This is a genomic window from Sphingopyxis sp. HIX (genome assembly GCF_001468285.1).
In the GTDB taxonomy this organism is placed as follows: Bacteria; Pseudomonadota; Alphaproteobacteria; order Sphingomonadales; family Sphingomonadaceae; genus Sphingopyxis.
Map to the genome: position 1 here is coordinate 57,740 of NZ_LNSB01000019.1, position 24,693 is coordinate 82,432.

27 protein-coding genes and 1 tRNA gene are annotated in these 24,693 nt (G+C 67.8%); 12 read left to right on the top strand and 16 right to left on the bottom strand.

Annotated features, from left to right (window positions below; all coding sequences use genetic code 11):
• Positions 1–3: 3 nt before the first annotated feature.
• From ATE62_RS23625 to ATE62_RS10895, 7 genes are all read right to left on the bottom strand, one after another.
• The gene (locus ATE62_RS23625) at positions 4–531 is read right to left on the bottom strand and encodes a hypothetical protein (protein ID WP_058808450.1); all 528 of its coding nucleotides are present in this window, start codon (positions 529–531) and stop codon (positions 4–6) included.
• Positions 532–632: 101 nt separating this feature from the next.
• Positions 633–947, bottom strand: coding sequence for a TFIIB-type zinc ribbon-containing protein (locus ATE62_RS10870; protein WP_058818511.1), 315 nt, complete (start codon positions 945–947; stop codon positions 633–635).
• Positions 948–1,076: 129 nt separating this feature from the next.
• Positions 1,077–1,286, bottom strand: a complete 210-nt coding sequence (locus ATE62_RS10875; RefSeq protein WP_058810652.1) for a helix-turn-helix domain-containing protein — start codon at positions 1,284–1,286, stop codon at positions 1,077–1,079.
• Complete coding sequence (locus tag ATE62_RS10880) at positions 1,286–1,810, bottom strand: DUF2975 domain-containing protein (RefSeq protein WP_058818509.1); 525 nt, start codon at positions 1,808–1,810, stop codon at positions 1,286–1,288. The genes ATE62_RS10875 and ATE62_RS10880 overlap by 1 nt, the downstream gene beginning before the upstream one ends.
• A gap of 181 nt (positions 1,811–1,991) precedes the next feature.
• Positions 1,992–2,309 (bottom strand): DUF2218 domain-containing protein, encoded by a 318-nt coding sequence (locus ATE62_RS10885; RefSeq protein WP_058810650.1) that lies wholly within the window; start codon positions 2,307–2,309, stop codon positions 1,992–1,994.
• On the bottom strand, positions 2,306–2,926 hold the full coding sequence (locus tag ATE62_RS10890) for a PadR family transcriptional regulator (RefSeq protein WP_231736241.1): 621 nt from the start codon (positions 2,924–2,926) through the stop codon (positions 2,306–2,308). The genes ATE62_RS10885 and ATE62_RS10890 overlap by 4 nt, the downstream gene beginning before the upstream one ends.
• Positions 2,927–3,049: 123 nt before the next feature.
• Positions 3,050–3,253: a hypothetical protein gene (locus ATE62_RS10895; protein ID WP_058810649.1), complete on the bottom strand. Its 204-nt coding sequence runs from the start codon at positions 3,251–3,253 to the stop codon at positions 3,050–3,052.
• Positions 3,254–3,717: 464 nt separating this feature from the next.
• On the opposite strand from ATE62_RS10895, the gene rplJ reads away from it, so the two are divergent.
• Together rplJ and rplL are read left to right on the top strand one after the other, a co-directional pair.
• Positions 3,718–4,233, top strand: coding sequence for a 50S ribosomal protein L10 (gene rplJ / locus ATE62_RS10900; RefSeq protein WP_058810648.1), 516 nt, complete (start codon positions 3,718–3,720; stop codon positions 4,231–4,233).
• 58 nt (positions 4,234–4,291) lie between these two features.
• Complete coding sequence (gene rplL / locus ATE62_RS10905; protein ID WP_058810653.1) at positions 4,292–4,663, top strand: 50S ribosomal protein L7/L12; 372 nt, start codon at positions 4,292–4,294, stop codon at positions 4,661–4,663.
• Positions 4,664–4,764: 101 nt separating this feature from the next.
• On the opposite strand, the gene ATE62_RS10910 is transcribed toward rplL, so the two are convergent.
• On the bottom strand, positions 4,765–5,835 hold the full coding sequence (locus ATE62_RS10910) for a hypothetical protein (RefSeq protein ID WP_058818510.1): 1,071 nt from the start codon (positions 5,833–5,835) through the stop codon (positions 4,765–4,767).
• Positions 5,836–5,938: 103 nt separating this feature from the next.
• Positions 5,939–7,480, bottom strand: coding sequence for a hypothetical protein (locus ATE62_RS10915; protein WP_058809873.1), 1,542 nt, complete (start codon positions 7,478–7,480; stop codon positions 5,939–5,941).
• A 133-nt stretch (positions 7,481–7,613) separates the two neighbouring features.
• Here ATE62_RS10915 and ATE62_RS10920 point away from each other — a divergent pair, with 133 nt between their 5' ends.
• Positions 7,614–8,642 (top strand): D-alanine--D-alanine ligase family protein, encoded by a 1,029-nt coding sequence (locus ATE62_RS10920; RefSeq protein ID WP_058809874.1) that lies wholly within the window; start codon positions 7,614–7,616, stop codon positions 8,640–8,642.
• Positions 8,639–9,526: an NTP transferase domain-containing protein gene (locus ATE62_RS10925; RefSeq protein ID WP_082662741.1), complete on the top strand. Its 888-nt coding sequence runs from the start codon at positions 8,639–8,641 to the stop codon at positions 9,524–9,526. The genes ATE62_RS10920 and ATE62_RS10925 overlap by 4 nt, the downstream gene beginning before the upstream one ends.
• Here ATE62_RS10925 and ATE62_RS10930 read toward each other — a convergent pair.
• Complete coding sequence (locus ATE62_RS10930; RefSeq protein ID WP_058809875.1) at positions 9,458–9,790, bottom strand: beta/gamma crystallin-related protein; 333 nt, start codon at positions 9,788–9,790, stop codon at positions 9,458–9,460. The two genes, ATE62_RS10925 and ATE62_RS10930, sit on opposite strands and share 69 nt — an antisense overlap.
• A 100-nt stretch (positions 9,791–9,890) precedes the next feature.
• Positions 9,891–11,333, bottom strand: a complete 1,443-nt coding sequence (locus tag ATE62_RS10935) for an 8'-apo-carotenoid 13,14-cleaving dioxygenase (protein ID WP_058809876.1) — start codon at positions 11,331–11,333, stop codon at positions 9,891–9,893.
• Positions 11,334–11,424: 91 nt separating this feature from the next.
• Between ATE62_RS10935 and ATE62_RS10940 the strand changes: the two genes are divergently transcribed.
• Both ATE62_RS10940 and ATE62_RS10945 read left to right on the top strand, forming a co-directional pair.
• Positions 11,425–12,033, top strand: coding sequence for a TetR/AcrR family transcriptional regulator (locus tag ATE62_RS10940; RefSeq protein WP_082662742.1), 609 nt, complete (start codon positions 11,425–11,427; stop codon positions 12,031–12,033).
• Between the two features lie 78 nt (positions 12,034–12,111).
• Positions 12,112–13,896, top strand: coding sequence for a sensor domain-containing diguanylate cyclase (locus tag ATE62_RS10945; protein WP_058809878.1), 1,785 nt, complete (start codon positions 12,112–12,114; stop codon positions 13,894–13,896).
• Between the two features lie 7 nt (positions 13,897–13,903).
• Here the strand turns inward: ATE62_RS10945 and ATE62_RS10950 are convergent, their stop codons facing one another.
• The 3 genes from ATE62_RS10950 to ATE62_RS10960 all read right to left on the bottom strand — a co-directional run bounded on the left by ATE62_RS10950 (position 13,904) and on the right by ATE62_RS10960 (position 18,015).
• The gene (locus tag ATE62_RS10950) at positions 13,904–14,545 is read right to left on the bottom strand and encodes a glutathione S-transferase family protein (protein WP_058809879.1); all 642 of its coding nucleotides are present in this window, start codon (positions 14,543–14,545) and stop codon (positions 13,904–13,906) included.
• Positions 14,546–14,624: 79 nt separating this feature from the next.
• Positions 14,625–15,509, bottom strand: a complete 885-nt coding sequence (locus ATE62_RS10955) for a DMT family transporter (RefSeq protein WP_058809880.1) — start codon at positions 15,507–15,509, stop codon at positions 14,625–14,627.
• Positions 15,510–15,669: 160 nt separating this feature from the next.
• On the bottom strand, positions 15,670–18,015 hold the full coding sequence (locus tag ATE62_RS10960; protein WP_058809881.1) for a TonB-dependent receptor: 2,346 nt from the start codon (positions 18,013–18,015) through the stop codon (positions 15,670–15,672).
• Positions 18,016–18,152: 137 nt separating this feature from the next.
• Between ATE62_RS10960 and ATE62_RS10965 the strand changes: the two genes are divergently transcribed.
• A complete protein-coding gene (locus tag ATE62_RS10965) occupies positions 18,153–18,839 on the top strand; it encodes a TetR/AcrR family transcriptional regulator (RefSeq protein ID WP_058809882.1) in 687 nt (228 codons plus the stop codon).
• 4 nt (positions 18,840–18,843) lie between these two features.
• Here the strand turns inward: ATE62_RS10965 and ATE62_RS10970 are convergent, their stop codons facing one another.
• Complete coding sequence (locus ATE62_RS10970; RefSeq protein ID WP_058809883.1) at positions 18,844–19,215, bottom strand: RidA family protein; 372 nt, start codon at positions 19,213–19,215, stop codon at positions 18,844–18,846.
• A gap of 17 nt (positions 19,216–19,232) precedes the next feature.
• A complete protein-coding gene (locus ATE62_RS10975; protein ID WP_058809884.1) occupies positions 19,233–20,525 on the bottom strand; it encodes an FAD-dependent oxidoreductase in 1,293 nt (430 codons plus the stop codon).
• A 156-nt stretch (positions 20,526–20,681) separates the two neighbouring features.
• On the opposite strand from ATE62_RS10975, the gene ATE62_RS10980 reads away from it, so the two are divergent.
• The 5 genes from ATE62_RS10980 (at position 20,682) to ATE62_RS11000 (ending at position 24,691) form a co-directional block, all read left to right on the top strand.
• Positions 20,682–20,755, top strand: a tRNA-Gln gene (locus ATE62_RS10980).
• Positions 20,756–20,927: 172 nt separating this feature from the next.
• A complete protein-coding gene (locus ATE62_RS10985) occupies positions 20,928–21,821 on the top strand; it encodes a TauD/TfdA dioxygenase family protein (RefSeq protein WP_058809885.1) in 894 nt (297 codons plus the stop codon).
• Positions 21,818–23,221, top strand: coding sequence for an FAD/NAD(P)-binding protein (locus tag ATE62_RS10990; protein WP_231736243.1), 1,404 nt, complete (start codon positions 21,818–21,820; stop codon positions 23,219–23,221). Before ATE62_RS10985 ends, ATE62_RS10990 begins: the two co-directional genes overlap by 4 nt.
• A 98-nt stretch (positions 23,222–23,319) precedes the next feature.
• Positions 23,320–23,943, top strand: a complete 624-nt coding sequence (locus ATE62_RS10995; protein WP_058809886.1) for a TetR/AcrR family transcriptional regulator — start codon at positions 23,320–23,322, stop codon at positions 23,941–23,943.
• 334 nt (positions 23,944–24,277) lie between these two features.
• On the top strand, positions 24,278–24,691 hold the full coding sequence (locus ATE62_RS11000; protein ID WP_058809887.1) for a hypothetical protein: 414 nt from the start codon (positions 24,278–24,280) through the stop codon (positions 24,689–24,691).
• Positions 24,692–24,693 lie beyond the last annotated feature (2 nt).

Sequence of the window (24,693 nt, forward strand, 5' to 3'; positions counted from 1 at the left end):
CGGCTACGACCCCGTGCCGGCCGTCGTCGTCGTCGTGCCCCAGCCGATCGCGTCGCGGATGCCGCCGATCAGCTCCTTGCCCGTGTCCTTGAAGAAATTCTTCTCGGCCTGGATATGGCCGAATATCTTCTCGAGGATCGCGGGCCCCTGCGGCGATTTGAGCACGTCGGTGATCGCCGCGAGCCCCGCCGCGACGCCCGCCAGCGGATTGCCGCCGCCGACGTCGCCGCCCGCGAGGTCGAGTTCGCTCCCCGAGTCGTCCGCGGCGGCGAGCTGGCCCATGCGATCGATCGCCGGGCGCAGCGCCTGGTTGACGATGAACATCTCGCGCTCGGTCGGCTTCAGCCCGAACATCTCCTCGGGTTTTTCGGCCGCTAGTTTGGCGAAGCTTTCGAGTATCTTGGACGCGCTCTCGTTGAACTTGTTGTCGACGTCGTCGAAGTTCTTGCGCGCGCCGTTCTGGTTTTCGAACGAGGCTTGGGCGGCTTGCAGCAGCTTGTCCCGATCGAATCCCGGGCTGGTGGCAGGCATCTCTTTCTCCTTCCCTCAAAGGTGAAAGCGACCCTTTTTCTTTGCTCCATAGCAGAAAAACGCCCGGCGCGGGAGCGATCCTGGCGCCGGGCGCGCCATCGTCAGTCGAACAGCTCGCTCAGGAAGCTCTTGTACTTCTTCTTGTGCGGCTTGCCGTAATAGCGGTCGTCATAGTCGCGGTCGCGATATTGCGGCGGCGGCGGAGCGGCTTGCTGGCGCGGGGCCGGGGCGGGGGCGGGGGCGTTCGCACCTTCGCTGCGCTCGATGATCTTGTCGAGTTCGCCGCGGTCGAGCCAGACGCCGCGGCATTGCGGGCAATAGTCGATCTCGATCCCCTGGCGCTCGGACATCGTCAGATTCACGCGGCAGGTCGGGCAAAGCAGCCCCTGGGTATCGGACACGGATTTTCCTTTCATGCAAAAAGCGGCCGAAACGACCGCCTTCATCATCGAACGCCCACCGCGGCATCGCGTTCCCGCAAGGCAAAAGCCCCACCGCCGCCCCGGGGAGAAGCGGCAGCGGGGCGAGGGGGCGCCGCGCTGTGTTCAGCCGTCGGCTTCGAAGACCAGCAAGTCGCCGGGCTGGCATTCGAGTTCGGTGCAGATCGCCTCCAGCGTCGAAAAGCGCATCGCCTTGGCCTTGCCCGTCTTGAGGATCGAGAGGTTGGCGAGCGTGATGCCGATGCGGTCGGAGAGGTCGGTCAGCGTCATCCGCTTCGCGTGAAGCAGGTCGTCGAGTTTCACCACGATCGCCATCACACCGTCCCCTCGAGCTCGTCGCGCATCGCGGTGCCGCGTTCGAATACCGCGGCGAGGACGAAGGCGAGCAGGATCGCGAGGATGCTCTGGAGGCTGATGCCGCCCATGTCGGCGAACTGGCTGGTCGACACCGCGATGCTCCGCGCGACCCAGCCGAGCGGTAGCGCGAGCAATTGCACCGCGACCAGCGCCCAGCCGATGTGGCGCAGCCGCGCGGCGTTGGCGGGGATGAAGGGATCGCTTGCCGCGGTGGCGATCAGCGCCTGCAGCTTGCGGATGATGTAGACCGCCGCCGCGAGCACCGCGGCGAGGATCGCGAGCAGCGCGAAGAGCTGCGGCCGAATGTTCGCGGCGTCGAGGAAGACCTGGCTGTTCTTCGCCTCGACCGCGATCTCGGGCCACATGGCCGCGAGCGCGCCGGCCGAACCGACGACGAACAGAAAGGCCGCCGCGATCAGCGCGAGCATCAGCCACAGCAGCGCGCGGGTGACACCGAGCAAGGTTCTATGGTCGTTGGACATATCGTTCTCCGATAGATTCGTTATCGAAGAACGATATATTGGCAATCATGCTTATCGTCAATCGATAATATCGAGAAACGATATGTTCTGCCCGTCACCCCGGCGAAGGCCGGGGTCTCGACCTAGCTTTCCAACGCGCCGGCGAGATCCCGGCCTCCGCCGGGATGACGGAGGTTTCGAGTCAGCCCGCCGCCCAATCGAAGCCGAGCGGCGCCTCGCGGAACGCGAAGCGGTCGAGGTGGCGCGCGACGACGCCCTGCATCGCCTCGACATGCTCCGCGCTGCTGGCGTCGATTCGCACCGTCAGCGTTTCGGCGCCGGCGTCGAAGGTCACCAGCGCGTCGCCATCCCAGGTCGCGCCACGCGCGTCCTTGGGAAAGGTTACCGTCCCATGCTCGGACGTGAACTCGACCGCGAGGTTATGCTGCCAATGCTTGCACAGCTGCTGCAGATATTTGCTGGCGTGCGCCGTCGGCACGTGGGCGATCGCGCGGCTCATGCCAGCCGCTCGATCTTCTGCGCCGCCTCGTCGATCAGCGCGACGATTTCGTGCAACTGCGTCTCGCCCAAGTCGCGGTCGCCGAGGCGGTTGACCAGCACCGCGCGCAGATTGCCCATCGCGCGGCGCACCGACGCGCTGTCGGTGCGCTGGCGCTCGTCGCCGACCGCCGACAGCCGCGCGATCAGCGCCTCGGCGAGTTCGGCATTGGCGTCGAGCTCGGCCTGGCCCTCGACGGTGATCGCGAAGAGCTTCTTGGCGCCGTCGCTTTCCTGCGCCGCGATCTGTCCCATGTCGCCCAGCAGGGTGAGGGTGGGGTAGATGACGCCGGGGCTGGGCGCATAGGCGCCGCCGGTCAGTTCCTCGATCCGGCGGATCAGGTCGTAGCCGTGGCGCGGCTCGTCGGCGATCAGCCTGAGCAGCACGAGGCGGAGCTCGCCGCTGTCGAACATCCGCCGCCGCGATCCGCGGCCCTCGTCGTCGTCGCGGTGGCCGCGGCCATGCCCGCGCCCGAAACCATGGCCGAACCGGCCGCCGAAACCATGGCCGCGTCCGCCGCGGTGCATGCCGTGGCGCTTGCCGCAGCTGCGCCCGCCCATATGTCCGTAAAAATGCATGAGATTGTCCTTAGAGTGATTCTTGATAGCTCTAAGATATATCTTAATGACGAGTGCGCAAGAGGCATCTACCGGAAAAGCGCGATCACCATGTCGAAGGCGGCGGCGCGTGCCGGTCCGCGCCTAGAGGCCGTCTTCCTGCGCGAGCGTCAGCAACCGCTGCCAGTGCCGCCGGTCGCGCCCGTTGAGGCCGCGATCGCCCGCGCGCCGCTCCAGCTCGAGGCGCGTGTTGTCGCCATGTTTCAGGCGCATCTGCTGTAACGCGTCGAGGTCGTCCGCCAGCCGCGCCGCGGCGCGGCGCCCGCCGAACAAGGTCGAAAATACCAATGATCCCTCCTCAAATGCCGGTCGATGCAAGGGGGGAGTGCATCCGATCTTGGCAACTTATCAGATTTGCCGCACCCTGTCATGGGCCGTTCTGGATGTGAAGTCATGCCGTCGCGGCACAATTTTCCGCGATTTTCCGCCGATTGCGGCTTGACTTCGCGCGTCCCGCCGCTATTGGCGACCCCGCATTGCCAACGGCCCGGATTTTTTCGGGGCTGCGGCAATTCCGTCCGAGACAGTTGGTGAAGGGAATTTGCCCTTCTTAATTTCCAGCCGAGACGGGGAAAAGTCTTTATCGGTCGCCCGCCTGCCCGTCAGGCGCCAGCGGCTTGACCGACCCCATCGGACATCGTTGCGTACAGGCGGGCGAGCCTTGGCTCGTCACGGCCTGTGCGTGTTGTAGCCGCCCGGCGGCGCGTGCGTTCCGGCGCCCGCGCATCCGGGCAGATGAGTGGAGTATAGGCATGGATCGTACGGAAAAGGCCGAAGCCGTATCCTCGCTGAACGCTACGCTGTCGTCAGCTGCCGCCGTTGTGGTCGTCCGCAACCTCGGCATGACCGTCGCCCAGTCGACGGTGCTGCGCCAGCAGATGCGCGATGCGGGAGCCGAGTTTCGCGTCACGAAGAACCGTCTTGCCAAAATCGCGCTCGATGGCACGTCCTACACCGGCATCGGCGACCTGCTGACCGGTCCCACCGCGCTTGCGACGTCGACCGACCCCGTGTCGGCGGCGAAGATCGCGGTGGAATTTGCCAAGACCAACGACAAGCTTGAAATCGTTGGCGGCGGCATGGGCGACGTGGTCCTCGACGTCGACGGCGTGAAGGCGCTGGCTTCGCTTCCCTCGCTCGACGAGCTGCGCGCCAAGATCATCGGTCTGGTGCAGGCTCCGGCCACCAAGGTTGCGCAGATTGCCGCAGCCCCGGCGGGCCAGCTGGCGCGGGTCTTTGGCGCATATGCCGCCAAAGAAGCAGCGTGATTTTGAACTAACCCTTGAAACGACTGCCGGGATATCCCGGTTCTGATGGAGAATGAACATGGCTGATCTTGCTAAGATCGTTGAAGAACTGTCGGCGCTGACCGTCCTCGAAGCGGCTGACCTGTCGAAGATGCTCGAAGAAAAGTGGGGCGTTTCGGCCGTCGCTGCCGTCGCTGCCGCGCCGGTCGCCGCCGCTGCTGGCCCGGCTGCCGAAGAGCAGACCGAATTCGACGTCATCCTGACCGGTGACGGCGGCAACAAGATCAACGCGATCAAGGAAGTCCGCGCGATCACCGGCCTGGGCCTCGGCGAAGCCAAGGCGCTCGTCGAAAGCGCCCCCAAGGCGATCAAGGAAGGCGTGAGCAAGGCGGAAGCCGAAGAGCTGAAGAAGAAGCTCGAAGCCGCCGGCGCGACCGTCGAACTGAAGTAATCGGTTCGCGGCCTCCCGCCGGTCCGCCGGCGGGATCCGATGCAAAGAAAAGGGCGGTGCCGCGAGGCACCGCCCTTTTTCATGCCCGAAGGCCAGCCCGCCTATTTGCGGGCGAAATCCGGACGGCGGAAGCCGTGCGACAGGCCGCGCTGCACCGGTTCGGGGCGGCGGACGTCCTGCTGCGCGGGGGCCGGCGCCGGGCGCTGGGCGATCTCCCAGGCGCTGACGGGCTTGCGCGCGGACTGTGCGGGCTCGCTCGCCACATTCTGCTCGCCCGACAACGTCGCTTCATAGGCCAGGCGCTCCTTGCGATCGAGGAAACGCGCGCGCTTCAACCGCTTCGACAACGTCTCGAACGGGTTGTCGGCGGTCGGGCCGACGAGCGCCATCGCCTCGTGGCGCCCCATGCTGCCGCTGGGCGCGGCCGCGAAGCTGGGCGTCGTGCGGCGCACGGGCTCCTCGACCGGCGCGGGGGCCGGGATCGGCTCGGGGTTGACCATCGGCTCGGCTTCGCGCGCGGCGACCGGCGCAGGCGCAGCGGGCACCCATTCGGTCTCGGCATCGGCCTCGCGGAATTCCCAGGCGTCGGCGGCAGCCACCGCGCGGCGGCGGCGGCGGGCAAAGGTCAGCCCGATTCCGCCCGCGAGCAGCAGCGCCGCGGCACCGCCGGCGAGCTCCCAGGGGAAGCCGTCGCTGGGGGCAGCGGTTTCGGTCGTGACTGCGGTGGGCGCGGGATCGACCACCGGTGCGACCGGCGCGACTTCGGCGGCCGGGAGCGCGCTTGCCGCAGCAGCGGTGGCGGCAACGGGTGCGACCTCGGCGGGAGCAGGGGCGGGCGGCGCCGTGCGTTCGGCAGCGGCGGCGCGCGGCGCGGCCTTGGGCGCCGGACGCGCGGCCGCCTTGACGGCGGGTCGCGGTTCGGCCTTGGCGACGGGCTCGGCGGGAAGGTCGAGCGGGACGCGGATCACCGGGGCGGGCGCGGGGGCCGGAGCCGGTGCAGCGACCGGGTTGACCGTCGTCGGCGCGGTCGGCGCGACGGGCGGCGCCATCACGGTCGGCGGCGCGGGTTCGGCCACGGGCGCGGTCTGCGCCAGCGCGGCGGGGGTGGAAAGGGCCAGAAACGCGGCAATCGCGCTTGCGGCGGGGCGGGAGAGGGTCGGTTTCTTCGTCATAGTGACCAAGCAACGAGCGCGCCCGCGAAAGCGCTGCCCGCGGAGCCCAATTTTCGCGGCGAACCGTGTCGCGCCATCGGCGTGACGAAGAATCGGGCGCGCTTTATCGCCCTCCGGGGTCGCCTCCGCGCTCAGCCGAGCGGGGTTGCGTGCGGCGTCCCAGCGTCTGCGCGGCCGCCGCCGAGATGGCGGCACCGACCAGCGACAGGTCGCGGTCGAGCCGCTCGTCGAGCGCGCGATCGGCCAGCGTCGCCAGCTCCGAAATCAGCGGCATCGACAGCGACAGGCGCAGCGTCCCGGCCGCCTCGCCATTGGGGAGAAAGTGCGTGCGGACCGGCTGGCCGAGGCGGATCTCGTGCCCCAGCCACTGGCGCGACTGCTCGGCGATGCGGCGGTGCATCGCGCGCGCGGCGGCGAAATCGCACCCTGGCCAGCGCGCCGACAGGTCGAGCGTGCGCAGAGTTTCGGTCGCGAGGCACGACGTCCCGCCCGCGCCCGGAACCTCGACGAGTTCGAGCCGCTTCACGACGCGCATGACATGGTGGCTGAAGCGCGCGGTGACTTCGGTGACGCGGTCGGCGGGCAGCGCGGCGAAGCGCTCCATCTCGATCATCGCCGCCTGCAGCCGCAGCAGCAGCCCGAAATTGCCGAGCGCGGGCAGCCGCTCGGCGCCCGGCCATTCGGCCGGCCATTCGGCGCGTGTCGCGATGCGGCGAAAACCCTCGGGCAGCGGCAGCGCGCGCGCCGCGACCGCCGCCGGCACGAGCGCGAAACCGCTGAACGGCGGGCCGCCCGCGAATTTCGACCCGGTCATCAGCACGACGCAGCCGAGCGCGAGATAGCGCCGCACCACAGCGGGGGCGATGCGCAGCTGGCACGCGTCGACGACGATCGTCATCGCCTCGCCATGCGCCGCGACGAGCCGTTCGACATCGGCCAGCGCGGGGAGCGTCAGCCCCGATTTCGAGCCGTGGACGACATGGACGACCGCCTTGCGGCCGCTCGCGGCGGCGCGTTCGACATGGGCGGACAGTTCGTCGGCGACCGCCGCCGAGGCGCGCGGCGTGCTCGAGGCGTCGCGCACCGCGACATCGACCAGTTCGGTACCGGCGAAGGCCGGGTCGATCGCCGCCTGCAGGGCGACGCGCGCGCCTGTGGCGGTCTCGTCTGCAAAGAAGCGCCCCGCAGCGCTGTGGACGCAGCCGCTGCCGACCTCGTCGCGGCCGAGCAGCACCGCGGTGAGCGGCCGCCCGTCCCACGCCGCGGCGAGCCCGGCATATTCGAGGTCGGTGCCCGATGCCGCGAAGATTATCTTTGTATCGGCGTGGCCGTGCGCCTCGACCAGCTTGTGCCGCAGGATCGCGAGCCCCTCGGCATAATCGTCCGACGGAACCGGCCGGTCGAGCCCGTGATGCCAGCGGTCGAGCAGGGTCTGGAAGGCATGCTCCGAAATGCTGCTGATCGTCGAGGAACCATAAGCGAGCGCGTCCGACGGCCGCACGCTGGCATAATATTGGTTGCGTCCCGCCGCGTCGGGCCGGATCCGCGCATCGCCGCCGCTGGTCAGCGCGCTTGCCAGCCGCGCGGCATAGCGCTTGCCCGGCGAAAGGCGGGGTTCGTCGGCGGCGATGACGTTGAGCAGCATCAAATGGGTCCTGCGCGGGAAGGGGAAGGACCCCGCATCTAGGCGCGCGAGATGACAGTGATCTTGCGCTTTGGTGTCAGCGCCGTCACCAAAAGGTCATCGCGGTGCAACCGCGCTGTGGTCGAAGCGACATATGCGAACGACCCATCTCGAGCCGACCCGGCTAACCGACGCCCTCCGCGACCAGCGGCTGCTGTTCATCGCCAAGCATGCGCGCTGGACCGGCGGCCTCCACCCCGACGACGGCAATCACGCGCTCTATCACCGCGAGATCCGCGAGATCCTAGAAGGCCTCGGGCTGCCGCTGGTGGTGGCGGACAGCTACACCGCGTTGTTCGACCAGCCCGAGGCCGATTTCGTCTTTCCGCTGCTCAACCGCGGCGGCTTCTTCAATTCGGAAATGCTGCTGCCCCTGCTCTGCAACCGGCTGCGCCTTCCTTATGTGGGCGCCTCGCCGATCGTGCGCGGGCTGTCCGACGACAAGCATCTGACCAAGCTCGAGGCCGCCGCGCGCGGCGTGCCGACCGCGCCTTGGGCGCTGTTCCGCCGCGGCGCGCCGATCGACGTTTCGCGCTGCCCGCCCGCGGCGCGCTGGGTGATCAAGCCCAACAACAGCTCGGCCTCCTGGGGCATCCGCGACGCGCACGACCGCATCGAACTGGCGCAGGCTGTCGCCGAGATCCATGCGCTCGACCATGACGCGATCGTCGAGCCTTTCATTGCGGGCAGCGATGTCGAGGTGCCGGTGATCACGCTGGGCGGCGCGCCCGCGATGCTGCCGATGATGATCTTCGAGCAGGCCGACCCGACGCATTTGCGCACCTATCAGGAGAAGCGCGACCTGGTCGACCGCAGCGCCAAATACAGCCTCAAATTGCTCGACGCGCCCGAAATCGCCGGACGGATCGCCGCGCTGACGGTGCAGATGGCCGAAATCTTCCGCCCCTTCGACTTCGGCCGCTTCGAGTTCCGCGTCGATTTCGACACCGGCGAGGTGCGGCTGCTCGAGGTCAATCTCAACTGCAACCTCTGGTCCGAAAAGGTGTTCGGCCGCGCCGCGGTCGCCGCGGGCTTCAGCCAGGCCGACCTGATCGAGACGATCGTCGCCGAATCGATGCTGCGCCAGCAGGCGCCCGCGGCGGCGCGGAAGGACGCGGCATGACCGGCACGCCTGCCAAGCTCGGCTCGATCCTGATCCTCGCGGGCCGCCGCCCCGGCGCGGTCGACGCGCTCGCCGAGGCGCATGGCGTGGCCGACAAATGCCTGGTGCCCGTCGCAGGGCGCCCGATGATCGCGCATGTCCTCGCCAGCGCGGCGCAAAGCGACGCCGCGACGATCTTCGTGTCGAGCCATCATGAAGGGCTCGCCGACGATCTGGGCGATATCGCCGTCGACAGCCTCGGCGACCGGCTCGTTTTTGTGGGTGCGGCCGACAATCTGGCCGATTCGGTGCTCGCGGTCGCCGAGCAGGCGGCTTTTCCGCTGCTGATCACCACCGCCGACAATTGTCTGCTGACCCCCGACACCATCGCCGAGATCGGCACCGAGGCCGCTCGGCTCGGCGTCGAGGCCGGGGTCGCCCTCGCGCGGCGCGAGGATGTGCTCGCTGCGCATCCCGAGGGACAGCGGCGCTTTTACGAATTCTCGGATGTCGCGGTATCGAACTGCAACAGCTACTGGATCGGCCATCGCGGCGCGCTGAAAGCCGCCGAGGCGTTCCGCGGCGGCGGGCAGTTCGTCAAGAAGCCGGTACGCGTCATGCAGGCGTTCGGCCTGATCAACCTCTTGCGCTTCCGCTTCGGGCTCGGGCCGATCCACCATATCTTCCGCCGCATCTCGCGGCATCTGAAGGTCGATGTGGCCCCGCTGCTCGTGCGCGACGGCGCAACCGCGGTCGATGTCGACAACGAAAGGTCGCTGCGCGCGACCGAGGCGATCATGGAAAGGCGCCGGCCGCCGCAGCGGCCGGCCGCGGACTTACTGCTTGGCCTTGACCACGCGGACCGACTTGATCATCGCCTTGCCGATGCCGGTCTCGTTGGCTGACAGGGTCAGGCAATTACCCTTGAACTTGGGTTTGTCGCACAGTTCCCAGACTTCGCCGGGATGGACGGCGATGCTGCCGACCAGAAAGTCGTGCTGCAGCGAGGGGTCGTCCTTTTCGACGCGATAGGAATCGCCGTCGAACTTCTGGCCCTCGAACAGGGTCAGCGTGCCCTCGATCGTCTTGGATTTATCCTGCGCGGCGAGCGGGCTTGCCAGCAGGGTGAGGCCGGCAGCGACGGCTGCGAGGCGGGCGAAACGGGTCATGCGGAATCTCCTTTATGGCGACCCTCATGGCGGAAAAAAGGGACCGGCGTCAACGGGGTGACGCCGGTCCCGAAATTGTCCGGTTTCAGTGCTTTGGGCGTCAGTCGGCGACCCAGTTGCCGTGGAAGCCCGGCGGGACGCGGTGCGGCAGGTGGATCACCGCCTGCGGCTTGCCCGTGAAATCGTCGGCGTTCAGGATGACGAGGTCGGTCGTCTCGTCGTTCATGTCGACGACCAGTCCGACCAGCCAGCCGTCGTCCTCGGCCCCCGTCGCGCTGCGCGGCACAAAGACGAACTCGCCGGGGTGACGGCCAGGGCCGAAATCATGCGCGTCGCTGGTCCCGGCGGTCAGGTCGTGGCGGAACAGCTTCGTCTCGGCCAGCGCCCATTCGGTCGACTTGCCGTCGGGAATGGCAACACTGTAAACATAGCGATAGGGCTTTGTCGTCAGCCGCTCGTCGTAGCGCGGGAATTCCTGCGCATGGTCGTGGATGACGGTGCGCGTCGTGGTGCCGGCCGCCGGATCGATCGTCCAGCGTTCCATGCGCGATTTCTCGCTGTCGGGGCCGCGCTTCGACTGTGCGAACATCGTTTCGTGCGCGACGACGTCGACGATCACCTTGCCGTCCCCGGTTTCATAGGCGTTCGCGGGGTGGAAGACATAGCAGGGCTCGACCGGCACCCAGACGATCTCCTCGGCGCCGCCTTTCCTGGGGAGGAGGCCGACGCGCGCCTGATGCGCCTCGTTCCACGCGTAGGGGAAACGATAGCCCGAGAGCAGCATCTTCATCGAGAAGGTCACCGGCAGGTCGAGGACCAGCACGTAATTTTCGGTGATCGCGCAGTCGTGGATCGAGGGGCCGTCGCTGACGGGGATCGCGAGTTCGCGGGTAACCTGCGCGTCCTTGTCGAGCACGACGTGCCACACCTTGTTCGGCTCGTCGCCGCGGTAGGTGATCGCGTGCATCTCGTCGGTGACGGGGTCGTGATGCGGGTGCGCGGTATAGCCGCCGAGCAGCGTGCCATCGAAGGAGTTGTGCGCGATGGTGTTCAGTTCATAGCCGAGTTCGACGGGCTTGCCGCCCGCCTCGACGATCGCGAAGGTCCGGCCCGCGAGGCCGACGACATTGGTGTTCGGCGCGTCGTTGGTGACGTGGCGCGGACCCGGGGGCAGTTCCTCTCCCAAAGCTTCGCACGCCTCGCTGCCGCGCACCCAGCGGTTGCGGTACCAGTCGGCCTTGCCGCCCTCGATGCGGATACCGTGCACCATGCCGGCGCCGGTGAACCAATGATAGCTCGCGGGATCGGGGGCGATCGCGGGGTTGGGCCCGTTGCGCAGATAGCGGCCGGTCAGCGCGGCGGGGATTTCGCCGTCGACGGTGAGTTCCTCGAGCGTGACCTCTTCGGTCATCGGCTTGTGGATGCCGGTCAGGAAGGGGTGTGCGTCGGTCGGGCGGGGGAGGCGCTTGCGGTTGAAGTCGGCGACCTTGCCGATGCCTTTGACGACGGCGCCGCGGATCAGGCTTTCTACATTGCTGGCCATATGATTGCTCCTTAAGCGGGGGGAGAGGTTGGAACAAAGGCCGCGTCCTTTCGGGGTTGCGCGACCGACTCGGTATGTTTACAGTGACAACATGATGGCGAGCAAAGATAACAGTGTCAACATAAAAAGCGACGGCGCGAAAGCGTCGGGCGCCTATCATCATGGCGACCTGCGCGCGGCGGTGATCGCGGCGGGGCTCAAACGGATCGAGGACGGCGAGGGCGGCGAGCTCGGGCTACGCGCGCTGGCGCGCGACGTCGGGGTCAGCGCGACCGCGCTTTACCGCCACTTTCCGGACAAGGAGGCGCTGCTCGACGCGCTCGCCGACGAAGGGTTGCGGCGGCTTGGAGCGTTGCAGGCCCAGGCCTGGTTGAAGGCGGGCGGCGGCTCTGCGGGGTTCAAGGCGACGGGCATCGCCTATGTCCGCTTCGCGCACGACGAGCCGGCGCTGTTTCGCTTGAGCTTCACGCGCCAGATGGCCGAACGCAAGGAGGGCGGCGACGGCGGCGAGGTCGCATATAATCTGCTGCGCGCCGGGGTCGGCGAGGCGCTGCCGGGTGTGAAGGATCCCGATGTCGCTGCGCTGCACGCCTGGGCGTTGGTCCACGGGCTTGCGATGCTGGTGCTCGACCGGCGGATCGACTGGGACGAGGCGATGGTCGAGAAGGTCGTCGGGCTGACCTTCGGCGGCGTCGCCTGACGCGTTCGGTCTGCTCGGTTCGCCGCAACCGTCGAAATCTTAGCGGTTTATTTGCCATTTCGCGCGAGAATCGAGGGCATGAAGCGGTCGCTACCCCCCACGGTCGAGACGCTGTTCTGGTCCCTTTTGACGGCGCTGGGCTATTTCCTGCTCGCCAGCCTGTCCCTGTACGCGACCAAAGGCGCCGATAATATCGCCGCGGTGTGGCCGCCGAGCGGCTATTTCCTCGCGCTGCTGCTGTTGATGGCACCGCGCGCGCGGCTTGCGTCGTTCGCCGGAATGATCGTCGCCAGCAGCGCCGCGAACATGCTGAGCGGCGCGCCGGCGCTGCTGTCCGCCGCCTTCACCACCGCGAACACGGTCGAGGGCGCAGTCGCGCTGTGGCTGATCAACAGCCGCGAAAGGGGCGTGCTGTCGTTCATGGCGACGCGGTCGGTCGGCAATTTCTGCGTCGGCGCGATCGCGGGGAGCTTTGCCAGCGCGGGGCTCGCGACGCTGCTGACCGGCGGCGATTTCGAATTTTTCCGCTCGTGGCTGACCACGGTCGCGCTCGGCATGCTGATCGTGACGCCCCCCGTCGTCATGCTGACGCGGCTCGCCGAATCGGGGCTGCTCCGCCACACCAACCGCTCGACGATCGTCGAATCGGTGGTGATGATGACGATCGCGGCGGCGGTGACGGCGCTCTGTTTCTCGCAGGCCGAATATCCCGTCACCTTCATTCCCTGCGTTGCGGTCGTCGCCGCATCCTATCGCCTCGGCCCGTTCGGCGCGGCGGGCAGCGTCTTCATCGTCACTATCATCGCGTCGCTGATGACGAGCCAGGGGCTTGGCCCGATCGCGCATATGGACAAGTCGCCGACGACGATCGTGCTCTTCCTGCAATTCTATCTGCTGACCCTGCTCGGCACCGCGCTGCCGCTCGCCGCGCTCCTCGTCGGGCGCCAGCGGCTCGCCAAACGGCTCGAACAGAGCAACCGCTGGCTGCTCCAGGCCGAGGCGGCGGCACTCGTCGGCCACTGGCGCGTCGACCTCATCCGCTGGACGATCCAATGGTCGGACCAGGCCTATCGCATCCACGGGATCGAGCCGGGCACCGTGATGACGGTGCAGAGCAGCCTCGACCTCTATATGCCCGAGGATGCGACGCGCATGCGCAAGGTCCTCGAGCAGGCCGCCCTCACCGGCGCGCCGTTCGAATTTCAGGGCCGGATCATCCGCCCCGACGACGAGGTGCGCGACATCTCGTCGCACGGCTCGATCGAATATAGTCGCGGCGGCAAACCGGTGGGCATCTTCGGCACGATCCAGGATGTCACCGAAACCGTCGAAAATGCGCGGATGCTGGAGGATGCGCGGAGCGTCGCCGAGGCCGCGGCGAACACCGACGCGCTGACCGGGTTGCCCAACCGCCGCCACACGCTGGCCTTTCTCGAACGCGCTTTGGTCGGCGCGCGCGAGAATGGCGCGCCGCTGGCGGTCGCGATCTTCGACATCGACCATTTCAAGCGGATCAACGACGTCCACGGCCACGGGGTCGGCGACGAGGTGATCCGCCGCGTCGCGCACCGCGCCAAGGCGGTGCTGCGCGAAGAGGATATGGTCGGGCGCTTCGGCGGCGAGGAATTCGTGTGCATCCTGCAGCGCTCGAGCGCGCAGGCCGCCGAACTGGTCGCCGAGCGTATTCGCCAGGCGATCGAGGGCGGCGGCCGCTCGACCGACAATGTCCCGCCCGCGACGGTCAGCATCGGCGTCGCCGTCTACGCCGACGAGGCGGGGGTCGAGGAACTGCTCCAGCGCGCCGACGAGGCGCTGTATGTGGCGAAACGCGAGGGACGCAACCGCCTGCGCATGGCGGCGTAGGCCGCGGTCAGCCGGCGGCGCGCTGCGCGTCCGCGGCTTCGAAAAACGCGATCTGGTCGGCGCGGGCCTTGTGGAAGGCGGGCCGATCGGTCGTCCGCACGACATAGGCCTCGGTCGCGGGGCGATCGCCGAAGGCACGGACCAGCGACACGCGCAGCACGTCGGCCATCAGCAGGTCGGCAGCGGTAAAACGCTCGCCGACGAGCCATTCGCGTGTCCCGAAGAGCGTTTCGAGCTGGTTCAGCCGCTGTTCCAGCCAGCCGGTGAGCTTGTTGTCCGGCTCGCCCATGATGTTCAGGAACCACCAGGGAACGCTGACCATCTCGATCGAGTTGAGCGCCGCGACGATCCATTGCCGCGTCTCTGCCGCCAGCGCGGGATCGCGCGGCATCAGCGCCTCGCTCTGCTGCGCGAGATGGAGCAGGCAGGCGCCGCTTTCGAACATTTCGAGGGTGCCGTCGGCGAGGAAGGGGATTTGGCCGAAAGGCTGCTGATCCAGATGGTTGGTCTGGCGGTCGTCGAAGGCGACGGTCTTCACTGCATAGGGCAGCCCCGCCTCCTCGCACGCCCAGCGGAGCCGCAGGTCGCGCACAAAACCGCGCGGCCCCTCGGGCACCCAGTCGTAGGTCCAGATGGTGAGTTCGGTCATTGGGGACGGCCTTTCGGGCGTAAGGTGCCGGGGAAATCGACGATAGCGGGTTTCGGTCCCGATGCCACGCCCCGGACGCCTAACGAACCTCGCGCTCCACCAGCAACTCCGTAGCTGGCTTGCGCCGCAGCGCGACGATCAGCACGCCGATCATCGCGAGCGCGCCGCCGACGCCCATACGCAGGTCGAAGGGATCGTGGGTGATCAGCACGCCGAGGCCGATCGTCCCGAGCGGCGTCATCAGGGTTAGCGGCGCGAGCAGATTGGCCTCGTAGCGCTGGATCAGGTGATAATAGACCGAATGCGCGCCCACCGAGACGACCAGCGCGGTGAACAGGACGGCGGCCACGAAGGGCCAGCCCGCCGCTACCGCCGCGGCCCATTGCCCCGTCTCGACCGTCGCCGAGGCGAGGCCGAGCGCGATCACCGAGACGAAGCCGACCCATGCCTGGAAACGGAAGGGGGTGACGTCGTCGACCTGCTTCATCAGCACCGCGCCCGCGGCGCCTGAGAAGGCCGAGGCCGCGACGAGCCACAGCCCGTGCGACAGCGCAAAGCCCGGTCGCCAGGTCACGATCAGCACGCCGATCAGCGTCAGCGCGATGCCGATGCCGCGCCGCCAATGGATGCGCTCGCCGAGCATCAGCACCGACAGCAGCATCGTAAAGGGCACGCCGAGTTGCAGCACGATCGCCGCGGCGGAGGGCGAGGTGGTTTGCAGCCCCATGAAAAGCAACGCAAAACTGCCGCCGCCGAGGCAGAGCGCGATCGCCACGATCCGCCACGCCGGGCGCGGCATCGGCAGCAGCCAGGGCAGCATCACCACCGCGACCACGGCGAAGCGCATGGTGACATAGAAGAGCGGCGGGATCGCCCAGTTGCTGACGATGATCTTGCTCAGCACATTGTTGAAGGCCCAGATCAGGCACACGGCAACAAGGAGCAGGAAATCGCGGACGCGCACAATCTTCCCCGGGTGGCGGACGGAGGAGGCGCCCGCGTCGCCAAAGGCGTTAGCAGATGGGGACCCTGAGGGAAGGTGCAGAAGCGCGGATCGGAAAAATTGCTGTGGAGCCGCCGCGGTAGCGGCTCCACAGCCTATGTTTACAGTGTTAATGCCGGGGCTATTCGGTCCCGAAGCGCGTGGTCAGCTGCAACCCGATGACGCGCGGCTCGCCCGCGTAGAGCGTATTGAACCCCAGGCTGTTGTCGAACTGCACCGCCGACACCGCATAGCGCTTGTTCGCGAGGTTGGTCGCGAACACCGCGACTTCGCTGCCGATGCTGTCGATGGTCAGCGCCGCGCGTGCGCCGAGCAGGCCGTAGGCGGGCTGGTTCAGGCTGTCGCGGTAGATCGCCGAGCCCACCAACTGCGTCTTGCTGCGCCACGTCCAGTCGACGCTGAGGCGGAGGTTCCCGAAATCGAGCGGCGCGGCGTAGGTCGCGCCGAGGCGATAGCTGTATTTGGGGAACTGGAAGGGCTCGCCCGAGCGGTCGCCGGTGACGTCGGTGAAATCGAGATATTTGGCGTCGTTCACGCCGACGCTGCCCGACAAGGTCAGCCCCTCGACCGGAATCGCGGTGACCTCGAGTTCGCCGCCGCGGATGCGCGCGCGCGCCGCGTTGGTGACCAGGCTGACGATCGCGCCGCCGGGCGCCGCCTGGACGATCGTGCGCTGGATATCCTTGTAATTGGCCTGGAAGATCGCCGCATTGATGCGCAGCCGGCGACCCAGCAGATCGAGCTTGGTGCCGACCTCATAGTCGGTCACCGTCTCGGGCGCGAAGGCCGCGAAGCTGTCGACGGTGCCCGTTCCGCGCAGATTCTGGCCGCCGCCCTTGAAGCTGCGCGCGGTGCGGGCATAGAAGAGCAGCCCGCTCTGCGGCGTCCAGTCGAGGCTCGCAAGATAGGAGTAGTCCGAGAAGCCGTCCTTGAAGCGCGCCTGGCAGGTGCCGCCGAGCCGCAGCGCCGGCGGGATGTTGCACACCGCACCGCCCGGGGTCGAGCGGTTGAACGAGCGCAGTTCCTTGCTCTCCTCGGTCCAGCGCAGGCCGCCGGTGAAGCGGAGCGTATCGGTGAGGTCGTAGTTGAACTGGCCGAACACCGCCCAGCTGCTGTTCTTGACGAAGCCGTCGGTGAAATTGGGGTTCGCCGGGTTGATCGTGCCGAGCGCGGTCGCGCGCGAGGTGTCGCGCCCGGTTTCCTCGTTGAAATAGGCGCCGACGATCCAGTCGAGCCGGCTGCCGTCGCCGGCGAACTGGAATTCCTGGCTGAGGTTCTTGGCGCGGCTCGCGAGGCTGGCCTCGAGCAGGGTGTAGGGCGAGGCGTCGAGGTCGACGTCGAGCGAGCGCTTCAGCCAGCGCGCGGCCGAGATCGAGCGGAACGACAAGGTTGGCGTCAGCTCGACCGCCAGGTTCGAGCTGACGCCATAGGTGCGCGCATAGGTGCCTTGCAGGCCCGTCGCGTCATTGTCGTAAAAGCCCCGCCGGTCGATCAGGCTGGCGAACAGCGCCTGCGCCTGCGCCAGCGCGGCGCCGATCGCCGCGCCGTTGGCGACCGGATCGGCCAGCAGCGCGGGGTTGAGGATGCCCTGGCTCATCGCGATGTCGATCAACGCCGGGGCGGGGTTGGGCGTGCCCGGCGCGGGGCTGGGGAAGGGGCTGACGAAGGCGAGCTTGCTCACCGGCGCGTCGCCACGCGTGCGGGTGTAGTCCGCGGAGATCGCCCAGGTCACACTGTCGGTCTCGAACAAGGTATTGGCGCGAAAGGCGATCTGCTCGCGTCCGCCGATGCCGTCGCCGAGCCCGTTGACCCCGAGCGAGCCGTTGTCGAGCCAGCGGCCCATCAGCCGGACGCCCAGCTTGTCGGTCATCAGCGGCAGGTTGAGCACCGCGCCGACGTCGTAGCGGTCGTGCGTCGCGCCGCTGGCCTGCACATAGCCGCCGACGCCAGACAGGTCGGGCTGGCGCGTTGTGATGTTGATCGCGCCGCCGGTGGTGTTCTTGCCGAACAAGGTGCCCTGCGGTCCGCGCAGCACCTCGACGCGCTCGGTGTCGAACAGGGCGGTCTCGAGGTTCGACGAGCGGATATAGTTCACGCCGTCAACATAGACGCCGATCGGCGATTCGATCGTCAGGATCGAATCCTGCTGCGACTGGCCGCGGATGGTGAGCAGCACGCCGGTGGGGTCGGCGCTCGACGTCTGGACGAAGAAGTTCGGGGTCTGCTTCGCGATATCGGCGATGCCCTCGACATTGGCGTCGCTGAGTTGCTGCGAGCCGAAGGCGGTGATCGCGATGGGAATGGTCTGCGCGGCCTCGCTGGTGCGGCGCGCGGTGACGACGATGTCCTCGATGCCGCCCTGCGCCGCTTCGCTGTCGGCGGGCGGCGCGGCTTCCTGCGCCAGCGCGCCGGTGGTGATCGTCAGGCCGGCGCTCGCCAGCAGCCAGGACAGTGTGCGCAGTTTCATTTTTCTCTCCCTCCGCCCCGCGCCACCGGCTTTGGCCGGTCTGTGATCCGCGAGACAATGTCGGCGACTTATCACACTAAGTGAGACAAGCGCAAGCATTTGCCTCATAGGGTGCGATATGTTAGCCGCACCGTCTCATGAGGGAGGCGAAGATCGCGACAATCGGCTCAATTGCGCGGCCCGCGGGGCATGATGCGGCGAAGGCGGCGGTGCTCGACGCAACGATCGAGGTCGTCACGCGCGTCGGCTTCCACGACACGACGATCGACCATGTGGTGCGCGAATCGGGGGTGTCGCGCGCGACGCTCTATCGCTGGTTCGGCAATCGCGACGGGCTGATGCTCGCGCTGCTCCAGCATATGGCAGGGCCCTATCTCGAGCGTTGCGCCCAGATCGCGGTCGGGCTGGGGCCGATCGAGGACCGGCTCGAACAGGTCATCGCGGGCGGGATCGAGAGCATCTGCAACACGCCGTGGATCCACAAGGTCGCCAAGGACGGGCTGCTCCACGACGATTTCTCGATCTTCCTCGCCGCGCACAAGTCGATCACCGGCGCCGTCGTCGGCCAGATGCTGGACGGCGCGATGGCGTCGGGCGCGTGGACGCCGCCCGACGACCTCGACCGGCTGACCGAATGGCTGCTCCACCAGATGCTCGTGCTCGGCGGCGAGGATTATGACGATGCCGCAGAAATTCGCCGCCGCGTCGCGATCTACGTGATGCCGGTGCTCGATCTGCCCGGCGCCGCGCGCGGGGAGGGCGATCTCGCCGCGCGGCTCGACCGGATCGAGCGCAAGATCGACGGGCTGGGCGGCGCGGCGTGACCGTTCAGGCTTCGGCCGCCGCCCGCGCGATCGCCTCGATCTCGATCCGGAAGCCGAAATGGAGTGGGCCGGTGGGCACCACGCTGCGCGCCGGCCGCGCTGCGCCGAAGAAGGCGCCATAGACCGCATCGAACTCGTTCCAGTCGGCCATGTCGCTGAGATAGACGGTCGTCTTGACCACCTGGTCCAGCCCGGCGCCCGCCTGATCGAGCACGGCTTTCAGATTTTCGAGCGTCTGTTCGGCCTGTTCCCTGAAGGGCGCCGTTGCGAGCGACGTATCGCGGCCGGGGCGCAGCGGCAGCTGCCCCGACACGAAGATCAGCCCGCCGCCCAGCGTGAAAGGCGAATAATGCGGCCCGCCGCTGTTGGTGGTCATGTCGTCCTTCTCCGGACCTAGCGCCCGATCGCCGCGAGCATCGCCTCGATGCTGGTGAATTTCTCGCGCGGATTGCCGTCGAGCGCGGCGGCGACCTCGGCGGCCTCGATCTTGCGCCAGTCGCGGAAGGTCACGGGCACGATGTTCCGGCTCGCGAGCAAGCTATCGAGCCCCGCGCGCCCCGCCTTGCCTGCGCCGCGCCCGATATCCGCGAGCAGCATCTCGGCGATGCGCGCGCCGTCGGGCTTGTTGGTGCCGATCGTCCCCGACGGCCCGCGCCGCGCCCAGCCGACCGCGTAGAGCCCGGGCAGGATACGCCCCTCGTCGCTCGCAAACCGGCCGCGGCCATGCTCGTAGGGGACGCCGGGGATCGGCGGGGTCTGATAGCCGATGCAGCTGATCACCAGCCCAGCGTCGATCGCATAGGTCTCGCCCGTGCCGTGGCTGCGGAGCTCGCTGTCGAGCGTGGTGCGCTCGACGATCACGCGCTGCACCCGCCCGTCGCCCTCGATCGCGACGGGCATCGCGAAGAAGTCGAAATCGATCGTCACCGGCTTCGCGACCGGATTGGCCGCGAAGCTGCGCAAATGCGTCACCGACTTGCGCATGCCCGGCTCGAGCATCGCGTCGTCGCCCTCGTCGGGCAGGTCGGCGGGGTCGACGCGCGGGGAGGCGCGTTCGAGATGGCCGAGCTCGCCCAGCTCCTTGGGCGTCATCGCGATCTGGTGCGGGCCGCGGCGGCCGAGGATGTGGATCTCGCGCACCGCGCTCGCCGCCAGCGCGTCCCGTGCATGCGCGACGATGTCGCTGCCGGCGAATTCGGCCGGCGTCTTGGCCAGGATGCGTGCGACGTCCAATGCGACATTGCCGTTGCCGATCACCACCACGCCCGCGCTGTCGAGCGGCGGGTCGAGCCGCGCGAAATCGGGATGGCCATTGTACCAGCCGACGAAGGCCGCGCTGCCGATCACCCCCGCGCGGTCGGCGCCGGGAATCGCGAGCGGCCGGTCGTTCGGCGCCCCCGTCGCGAGCACCACTGCGTCGTACAGCTCGACCAGCTCGTCGATCGTCACGTCGGTGCCGACCGAGACATGGCCGACGAAGCGGACATTGTCGGTCAGCGCGACGCCCTCGTAGCGGCGCGACACCGCCTTGATCGACTGGTGGTCGGGCGCGACCCCGGTGCGGATCAGGCCATAGGGGACGGGCAGGCGGTCGATGACGTCGACGGCGATATCCTCGGCCTTTTGCAATGTTTCGGCGGTGTAATAGCCCGCGGGACCCGACCCGACGATCGCGACATGACGCATTCAGCCCACTCCTTGGGGATGTCCGCGCGGGGCGCGGCCCCCTGTCTGTTATGCGCGCGATGCTAGCGGCGAAAACCGGCAGGGCAAGGGGAAGCCGTCGCCGCGCCGCAGCGGCCTTGACAGCGCGCGCCGGGAATCATAATGCGCCCGCCTCGCTGCCCCGTCGTCTAATGGTAAGACTACGGATTCTGATTCCGTCTATTGAGGTTCGAATCCTCACGGGGCATCCATTTTCTGACATTGCGATCCTTTCCCGGCGCTGCCTTTTGCGGCCGGTCGTGCCTTTCGCGCGAGTTATCGCGGAACTCTTGTCAATTAATCTAGTTGAGTTACGTCTGGCGGACGTCGGGACGTGACGAGTCGACCGATCCATCCGTCATTTCGGCAAGAGAGGATCGCACCATGGCCACGCAGCCGCAGACCCCCGATATCTTCGAACAGGCCCGCACGCTGGGCATCGTCATTTCGCCCTCGACCCCGACGCTCGGTGCCGAGATCGCGGGGCTCGACCTCGACCGGCCGCTGACCGACGCCGAGGCGGAACTGCTCCGCGCCGCCTGGCTGCGCTTCAAGGTCCTCTTCTTCCGCGACCAGGACATCAGCCACGAGAGCCATGTCCGCTTGGGCGAATTGTTCGGCGAACTCGAAGGCCATCCGGTGATCCCGCATGTCGAGGGCTATCCCGAAATCCTGCGCATCGAAGGCGTCGAGGGGGTGCAGCTCACCGCCGAAACGCTTGGCGCTTTCCAGGCGTATAACAAATGGCACACCGACGTGACCTTCCGCCAGAAGCCGTCGATCGCCTCGATCCTGCGCGCGCGGGTGCTGCCGCCGCTCGGCGGCGACACGATGTGGGCCGACGCCGCCGCGGCCTATGCGGGGCTGCCGCAGCCGGTGAAGGATCGCATCGAGGGGCTCGAGGCCGAGCATGACATCGTGCGCAGCTTCGGCGGCCGCGTGTCGGAGGAAAAGCGCGCCCAACTCGCGCGCGACTTTCCGCCGGTGCGCCACCCGATGGTGCGCACGCACCCCGAGACGGGCGAAAAGATCCTCTACGTCAACTACACCTTCACCAGCCGCATCGTCGATATCCCCGAGGAGGAGAGCGACAGCCTGCTCCGCCTGCTCTTCGACCGCATCAAGGTGCCCGAATATCAGGTGCGCTTCCGCTGGACGCCCAATGCGATCGGCATCTGGGACAATCGCTCGACCCAGCATTATGCGGTCGGCGACTATTGGCCCGAATATCGCGCGCTCGAACGGGTGACCGTGTCGGGCGATGTGGTGACGCGGTGAAGTTCGACGGCACCATGCTGCAGGGTCCGCGCCCGCGCTTTCGCACCGCCACCCGCGTCGCCATCATCGGCGCGGGCTTTTCGGGCACCCTGCTCGCGATCAACCTGCTCGAACAGGAGGATGTCGAGGTGCTGCTGATCGAGCGCGACCGGCGGCGCATGGGCGCCGGGGTCGCCTACAGCAGCCACGACGCCGGGCACCTGCTCAACGTCCGCGCAGGCAATATGAGCGCCTTTCCCGATCGTCCCGGCCATTTCTGCGACTGGCTCGCGGCGCGCGGATTGGGCTGCGACAAGGCGTTCGGGAGCCGCGCGACCTATGGTCATTATCTGCGCGAGACGCTCGCGCAGGCGATGGAAAAATATGGCCGCCGCCTCCAGCTGATCGACGACGAAGTGCTCGATATCGAGGAGCGTCACGGCAAGGTCACGCTCGGGCTCGTCAACGGCGGGCTGGTCGAGGCCGACAAGGCGGTGCTCGCGATCGGCAATTTGCCGCCGCACGACCATCCCGCGATCGCCGGTGCGGGGCTCACCCCCTGGCGCTATGTCGGCGATCCGTGGGCGAGCCCGCTCGCCGAAGGGTTGCGCAGGCACCAGACCGTGCTCGTCGTCGGCACCGGACTCACCGCGATCGACGTCATCCTGCGGCTCGCCTCGAACGGCTTCGACGGCAAGATCGTCGCGATGTCGCGCCGCGGCCTTCGTCCGCACCGCCATGTCGACGGGCTCGCGCCGGTGCGCCCGGTGCTCGCCAAGCCCGCGCCCGAACTCTCGGAACTGGTGCGCTGGGCGCGCGAAGAAGCGAAGGCGGTGGACTGGCGGCTCGCGGTCGATTCAATCCGCCCGATCACCCAGATGATGTGGGCCTCGGCCGATGCCGACAAGCGCGCACGCTTCCTGCGCCACCTGCGCCCCTTCTGGGACGTCCACCGCCACCGTCTCGCGCCCGAGGTCGCCGACCGCATCGACGGCCTGATCCGCGACCGCCGGCTCGTCTTCCGCGCCGGCAAGATCGACGATGTCGTCAGCGAGCCCGACAGCGTCGCGGTGCACTGGCGCCCGCGCGGCGAGGCACGCTCGCAGCGGCTCGACGTCGCGCGCATCGTCAACTGCACCGGGCCGCAGGGCGACCTGCTCCGCGCGACCGATCCGCTGGTGCGCCGGCTGCTGAAGCAGGGGCTGATCCGCCCCGACGCGCTGCGCCTCGGGCTCGACATCGACCGCGACGGCCATGTCATAAACCGCGACGGGCGCCCGGCCGAGCATATCCTCGCGATCGGCCCCATGACGCGCGGCGACCTGTGGGAGGTCGTCGCGGTCCCCGACATCCGCACCCAGGTCAGCGCGCTCGCGCGGCGGCTGGTCAACGCGCACTGGACGGGGGGCGAGGGGCTTTAGCCTCTACGAACCATCTCCCCTCCCGCAGGCGGGAGGAGAGCAAATGGCCGCTACCCACCTCTGGACTTTTGCGGGCGGCCTATTATATACCGACCGTTATGGAACAGGATGTCATCGCCACGCCCGCCTCGGCCCCCAAGGGGCGCCCACGCGAATTTTGCGTCGATCAGGCGCTCGCCGAGGCGCTCCACGTCTTCTGGGCGAAGGGCTATGACGGCGCGTCGATGACCGACCTGACCGAGGCGATGGGCATCACCAAGCCCAGCCTCTACGCCGCCTTCGGCAACAAGGAAGCCTTGTTTCATAAGGCCTTGGACCTCTACGAGCAGGAAAAGCTCGAATATGGCCGCGCCGCGCTCGAACAGCCGACCGCGCGCAAGGTCGCCGAATATTATCTGCGCGGCGCGATCGACGTCCATGGCGGCACCGACGATCCCAAGGGGTGCATGGGGCTGATCTCGTCGCTCGCGTGCAGCCCCGAGGCCGAGTCGATCAAGGCCGACGTCGTGCGCCGCCGCGCCTCGTCGCAGCGCCTGCTCGTCGAGCGCTTCGAGCGTGCCAAGGCCGAGGGCGACATCCCCGCGCATGTCGATGCCGAGGGGCTGACCAGCGTGCTCTACGCCTTGCTCCAGGGCATCACGGTCCAGGCGGGCGCCGGCGCGACGCATGCCGAGCTCGAGCGGTTGGTCGACACCAGCATGACCTTGTGGCCGAGCCCCTGAAAGCTGAGCTGAACGCCGGATTAAAAATATTTCGTACCGTGCGGTATATAACTCTTGACCCAGGCTGATCCAGATTATATATACCGCATAGTACAGAAGGTGGCTGGACGGTTCGACCGGCTGCGAGGACGCGAAGGGAACGCCGATGCGCAAACGGACATGTAGAACCGCCTAGGACACACCCGGGCAAACAACTGCAAATTCTCGCGAGATCGATCGGCACCGCCTTGGCGCCGGACCCTTTCGCTCACCCTGAATCTCCCCTCGCCGGGCGCAAGCGTCCCGGGGCGTAAGCCCCCTTGTGCCCGGCACCCCCATCCAAGGAGGATCCGCCATGGCCTATCTTGCCGTCAACGAAGCGCTCGACTTCGCCCTTGCTCCCTCCCGGGTCGCCGCCCTTGCCCCCGTGGCGGCCCCCGCGGCGCCGAAAGCCAAACCCGCTGGCTTTTCGGCGCTCGAATGGTCGGTCGTGATGCTTGCGCGTCACGACCGGCCATCATCGCTCCGCGAACCCGGCCGGCTGGGCAAGCTGCTCGGGACGGTCTTCGGCGAAAGCTACAACCGCCGTTTGGCCGACCCGAAGCTCGAGGCGCTGCGCCGCATGGCGGTGCTGACCTGGCACCATGGCTATGCCGTGACCTCGGGCCAGATCGGCGACTTCCTCGCCGCGGGCTTCACCACCGACCATTATGACCTGCTCGGCCGCCGCGTCGCCGAAGTGCTCAGCAGCCGCCTCTTCCGAAAGTAAGA

Coding starts and splice junctions, on each gene's coding strand:
- ATE62_RS23625 (WP_058808450.1), bottom strand. CDS start 531: ATGCCTGCCACCAGCCCGGGATTCGATCGGGACAAGCTGCTGCAAGCC.
- ATE62_RS10870 (WP_058818511.1), bottom strand. CDS start 947: ATGAAAGGAAAATCCGTGTCCGATACCCAGGGGCTGCTTTGCCCGACC.
- ATE62_RS10875 (WP_058810652.1), bottom strand. CDS start 1,286: ATGGCGATCGTGGTGAAACTCGACGACCTGCTTCACGCGAAGCGGATG.
- ATE62_RS10880 (WP_058818509.1), bottom strand. CDS start 1,810: ATGTCCAACGACCATAGAACCTTGCTCGGTGTCACCCGCGCGCTGCTG.
- ATE62_RS10885 (WP_058810650.1), bottom strand. CDS start 2,309: ATGAGCCGCGCGATCGCCCACGTGCCGACGGCGCACGCCAGCAAATAT.
- ATE62_RS10890 (WP_231736241.1), bottom strand. CDS start 2,926: ATGCATTTTTACGGACATATGGGCGGGCGCAGCTGCGGCAAGCGCCAC.
- rplJ (WP_058810648.1), top strand. CDS start 3,718: ATGGATCGTACGGAAAAGGCCGAAGCCGTATCCTCGCTGAACGCTACG.
- rplL (WP_058810653.1), top strand. CDS start 4,292: ATGGCTGATCTTGCTAAGATCGTTGAAGAACTGTCGGCGCTGACCGTC.
- ATE62_RS10910 (WP_058818510.1), bottom strand. CDS start 5,835: ATGACGAAGAAACCGACCCTCTCCCGCCCCGCCGCAAGCGCGATTGCC.
- ATE62_RS10915 (WP_058809873.1), bottom strand. CDS start 7,480: ATGCTGCTCAACGTCATCGCCGCCGACGAACCCCGCCTTTCGCCGGGC.
- ATE62_RS10920 (WP_058809874.1), top strand. CDS start 7,614: ATGCGAACGACCCATCTCGAGCCGACCCGGCTAACCGACGCCCTCCGC.
- ATE62_RS10925 (WP_082662741.1), top strand. CDS start 8,639: ATGACCGGCACGCCTGCCAAGCTCGGCTCGATCCTGATCCTCGCGGGC.
- ATE62_RS10930 (WP_058809875.1), bottom strand. CDS start 9,790: ATGACCCGTTTCGCCCGCCTCGCAGCCGTCGCTGCCGGCCTCACCCTG.
- ATE62_RS10935 (WP_058809876.1), bottom strand. CDS start 11,333: ATGGCCAGCAATGTAGAAAGCCTGATCCGCGGCGCCGTCGTCAAAGGC.
- ATE62_RS10940 (WP_082662742.1), top strand. CDS start 11,425: ATGATGGCGAGCAAAGATAACAGTGTCAACATAAAAAGCGACGGCGCG.
- ATE62_RS10945 (WP_058809878.1), top strand. CDS start 12,112: ATGAAGCGGTCGCTACCCCCCACGGTCGAGACGCTGTTCTGGTCCCTT.
- ATE62_RS10950 (WP_058809879.1), bottom strand. CDS start 14,545: ATGACCGAACTCACCATCTGGACCTACGACTGGGTGCCCGAGGGGCCG.
- ATE62_RS10960 (WP_058809881.1), bottom strand. CDS start 18,015: ATGAAACTGCGCACACTGTCCTGGCTGCTGGCGAGCGCCGGCCTGACG.
- ATE62_RS10965 (WP_058809882.1), top strand. CDS start 18,153: ATGAGGGAGGCGAAGATCGCGACAATCGGCTCAATTGCGCGGCCCGCG.
- ATE62_RS10970 (WP_058809883.1), bottom strand. CDS start 19,215: ATGACCACCAACAGCGGCGGGCCGCATTATTCGCCTTTCACGCTGGGC.
- ATE62_RS10975 (WP_058809884.1), bottom strand. CDS start 20,525: ATGCGTCATGTCGCGATCGTCGGGTCGGGTCCCGCGGGCTATTACACC.
- ATE62_RS10985 (WP_058809885.1), top strand. CDS start 20,928: ATGGCCACGCAGCCGCAGACCCCCGATATCTTCGAACAGGCCCGCACG.
- ATE62_RS10995 (WP_058809886.1), top strand. CDS start 23,320: ATGGAACAGGATGTCATCGCCACGCCCGCCTCGGCCCCCAAGGGGCGC.
- ATE62_RS11000 (WP_058809887.1), top strand. CDS start 24,278: ATGGCCTATCTTGCCGTCAACGAAGCGCTCGACTTCGCCCTTGCTCCC.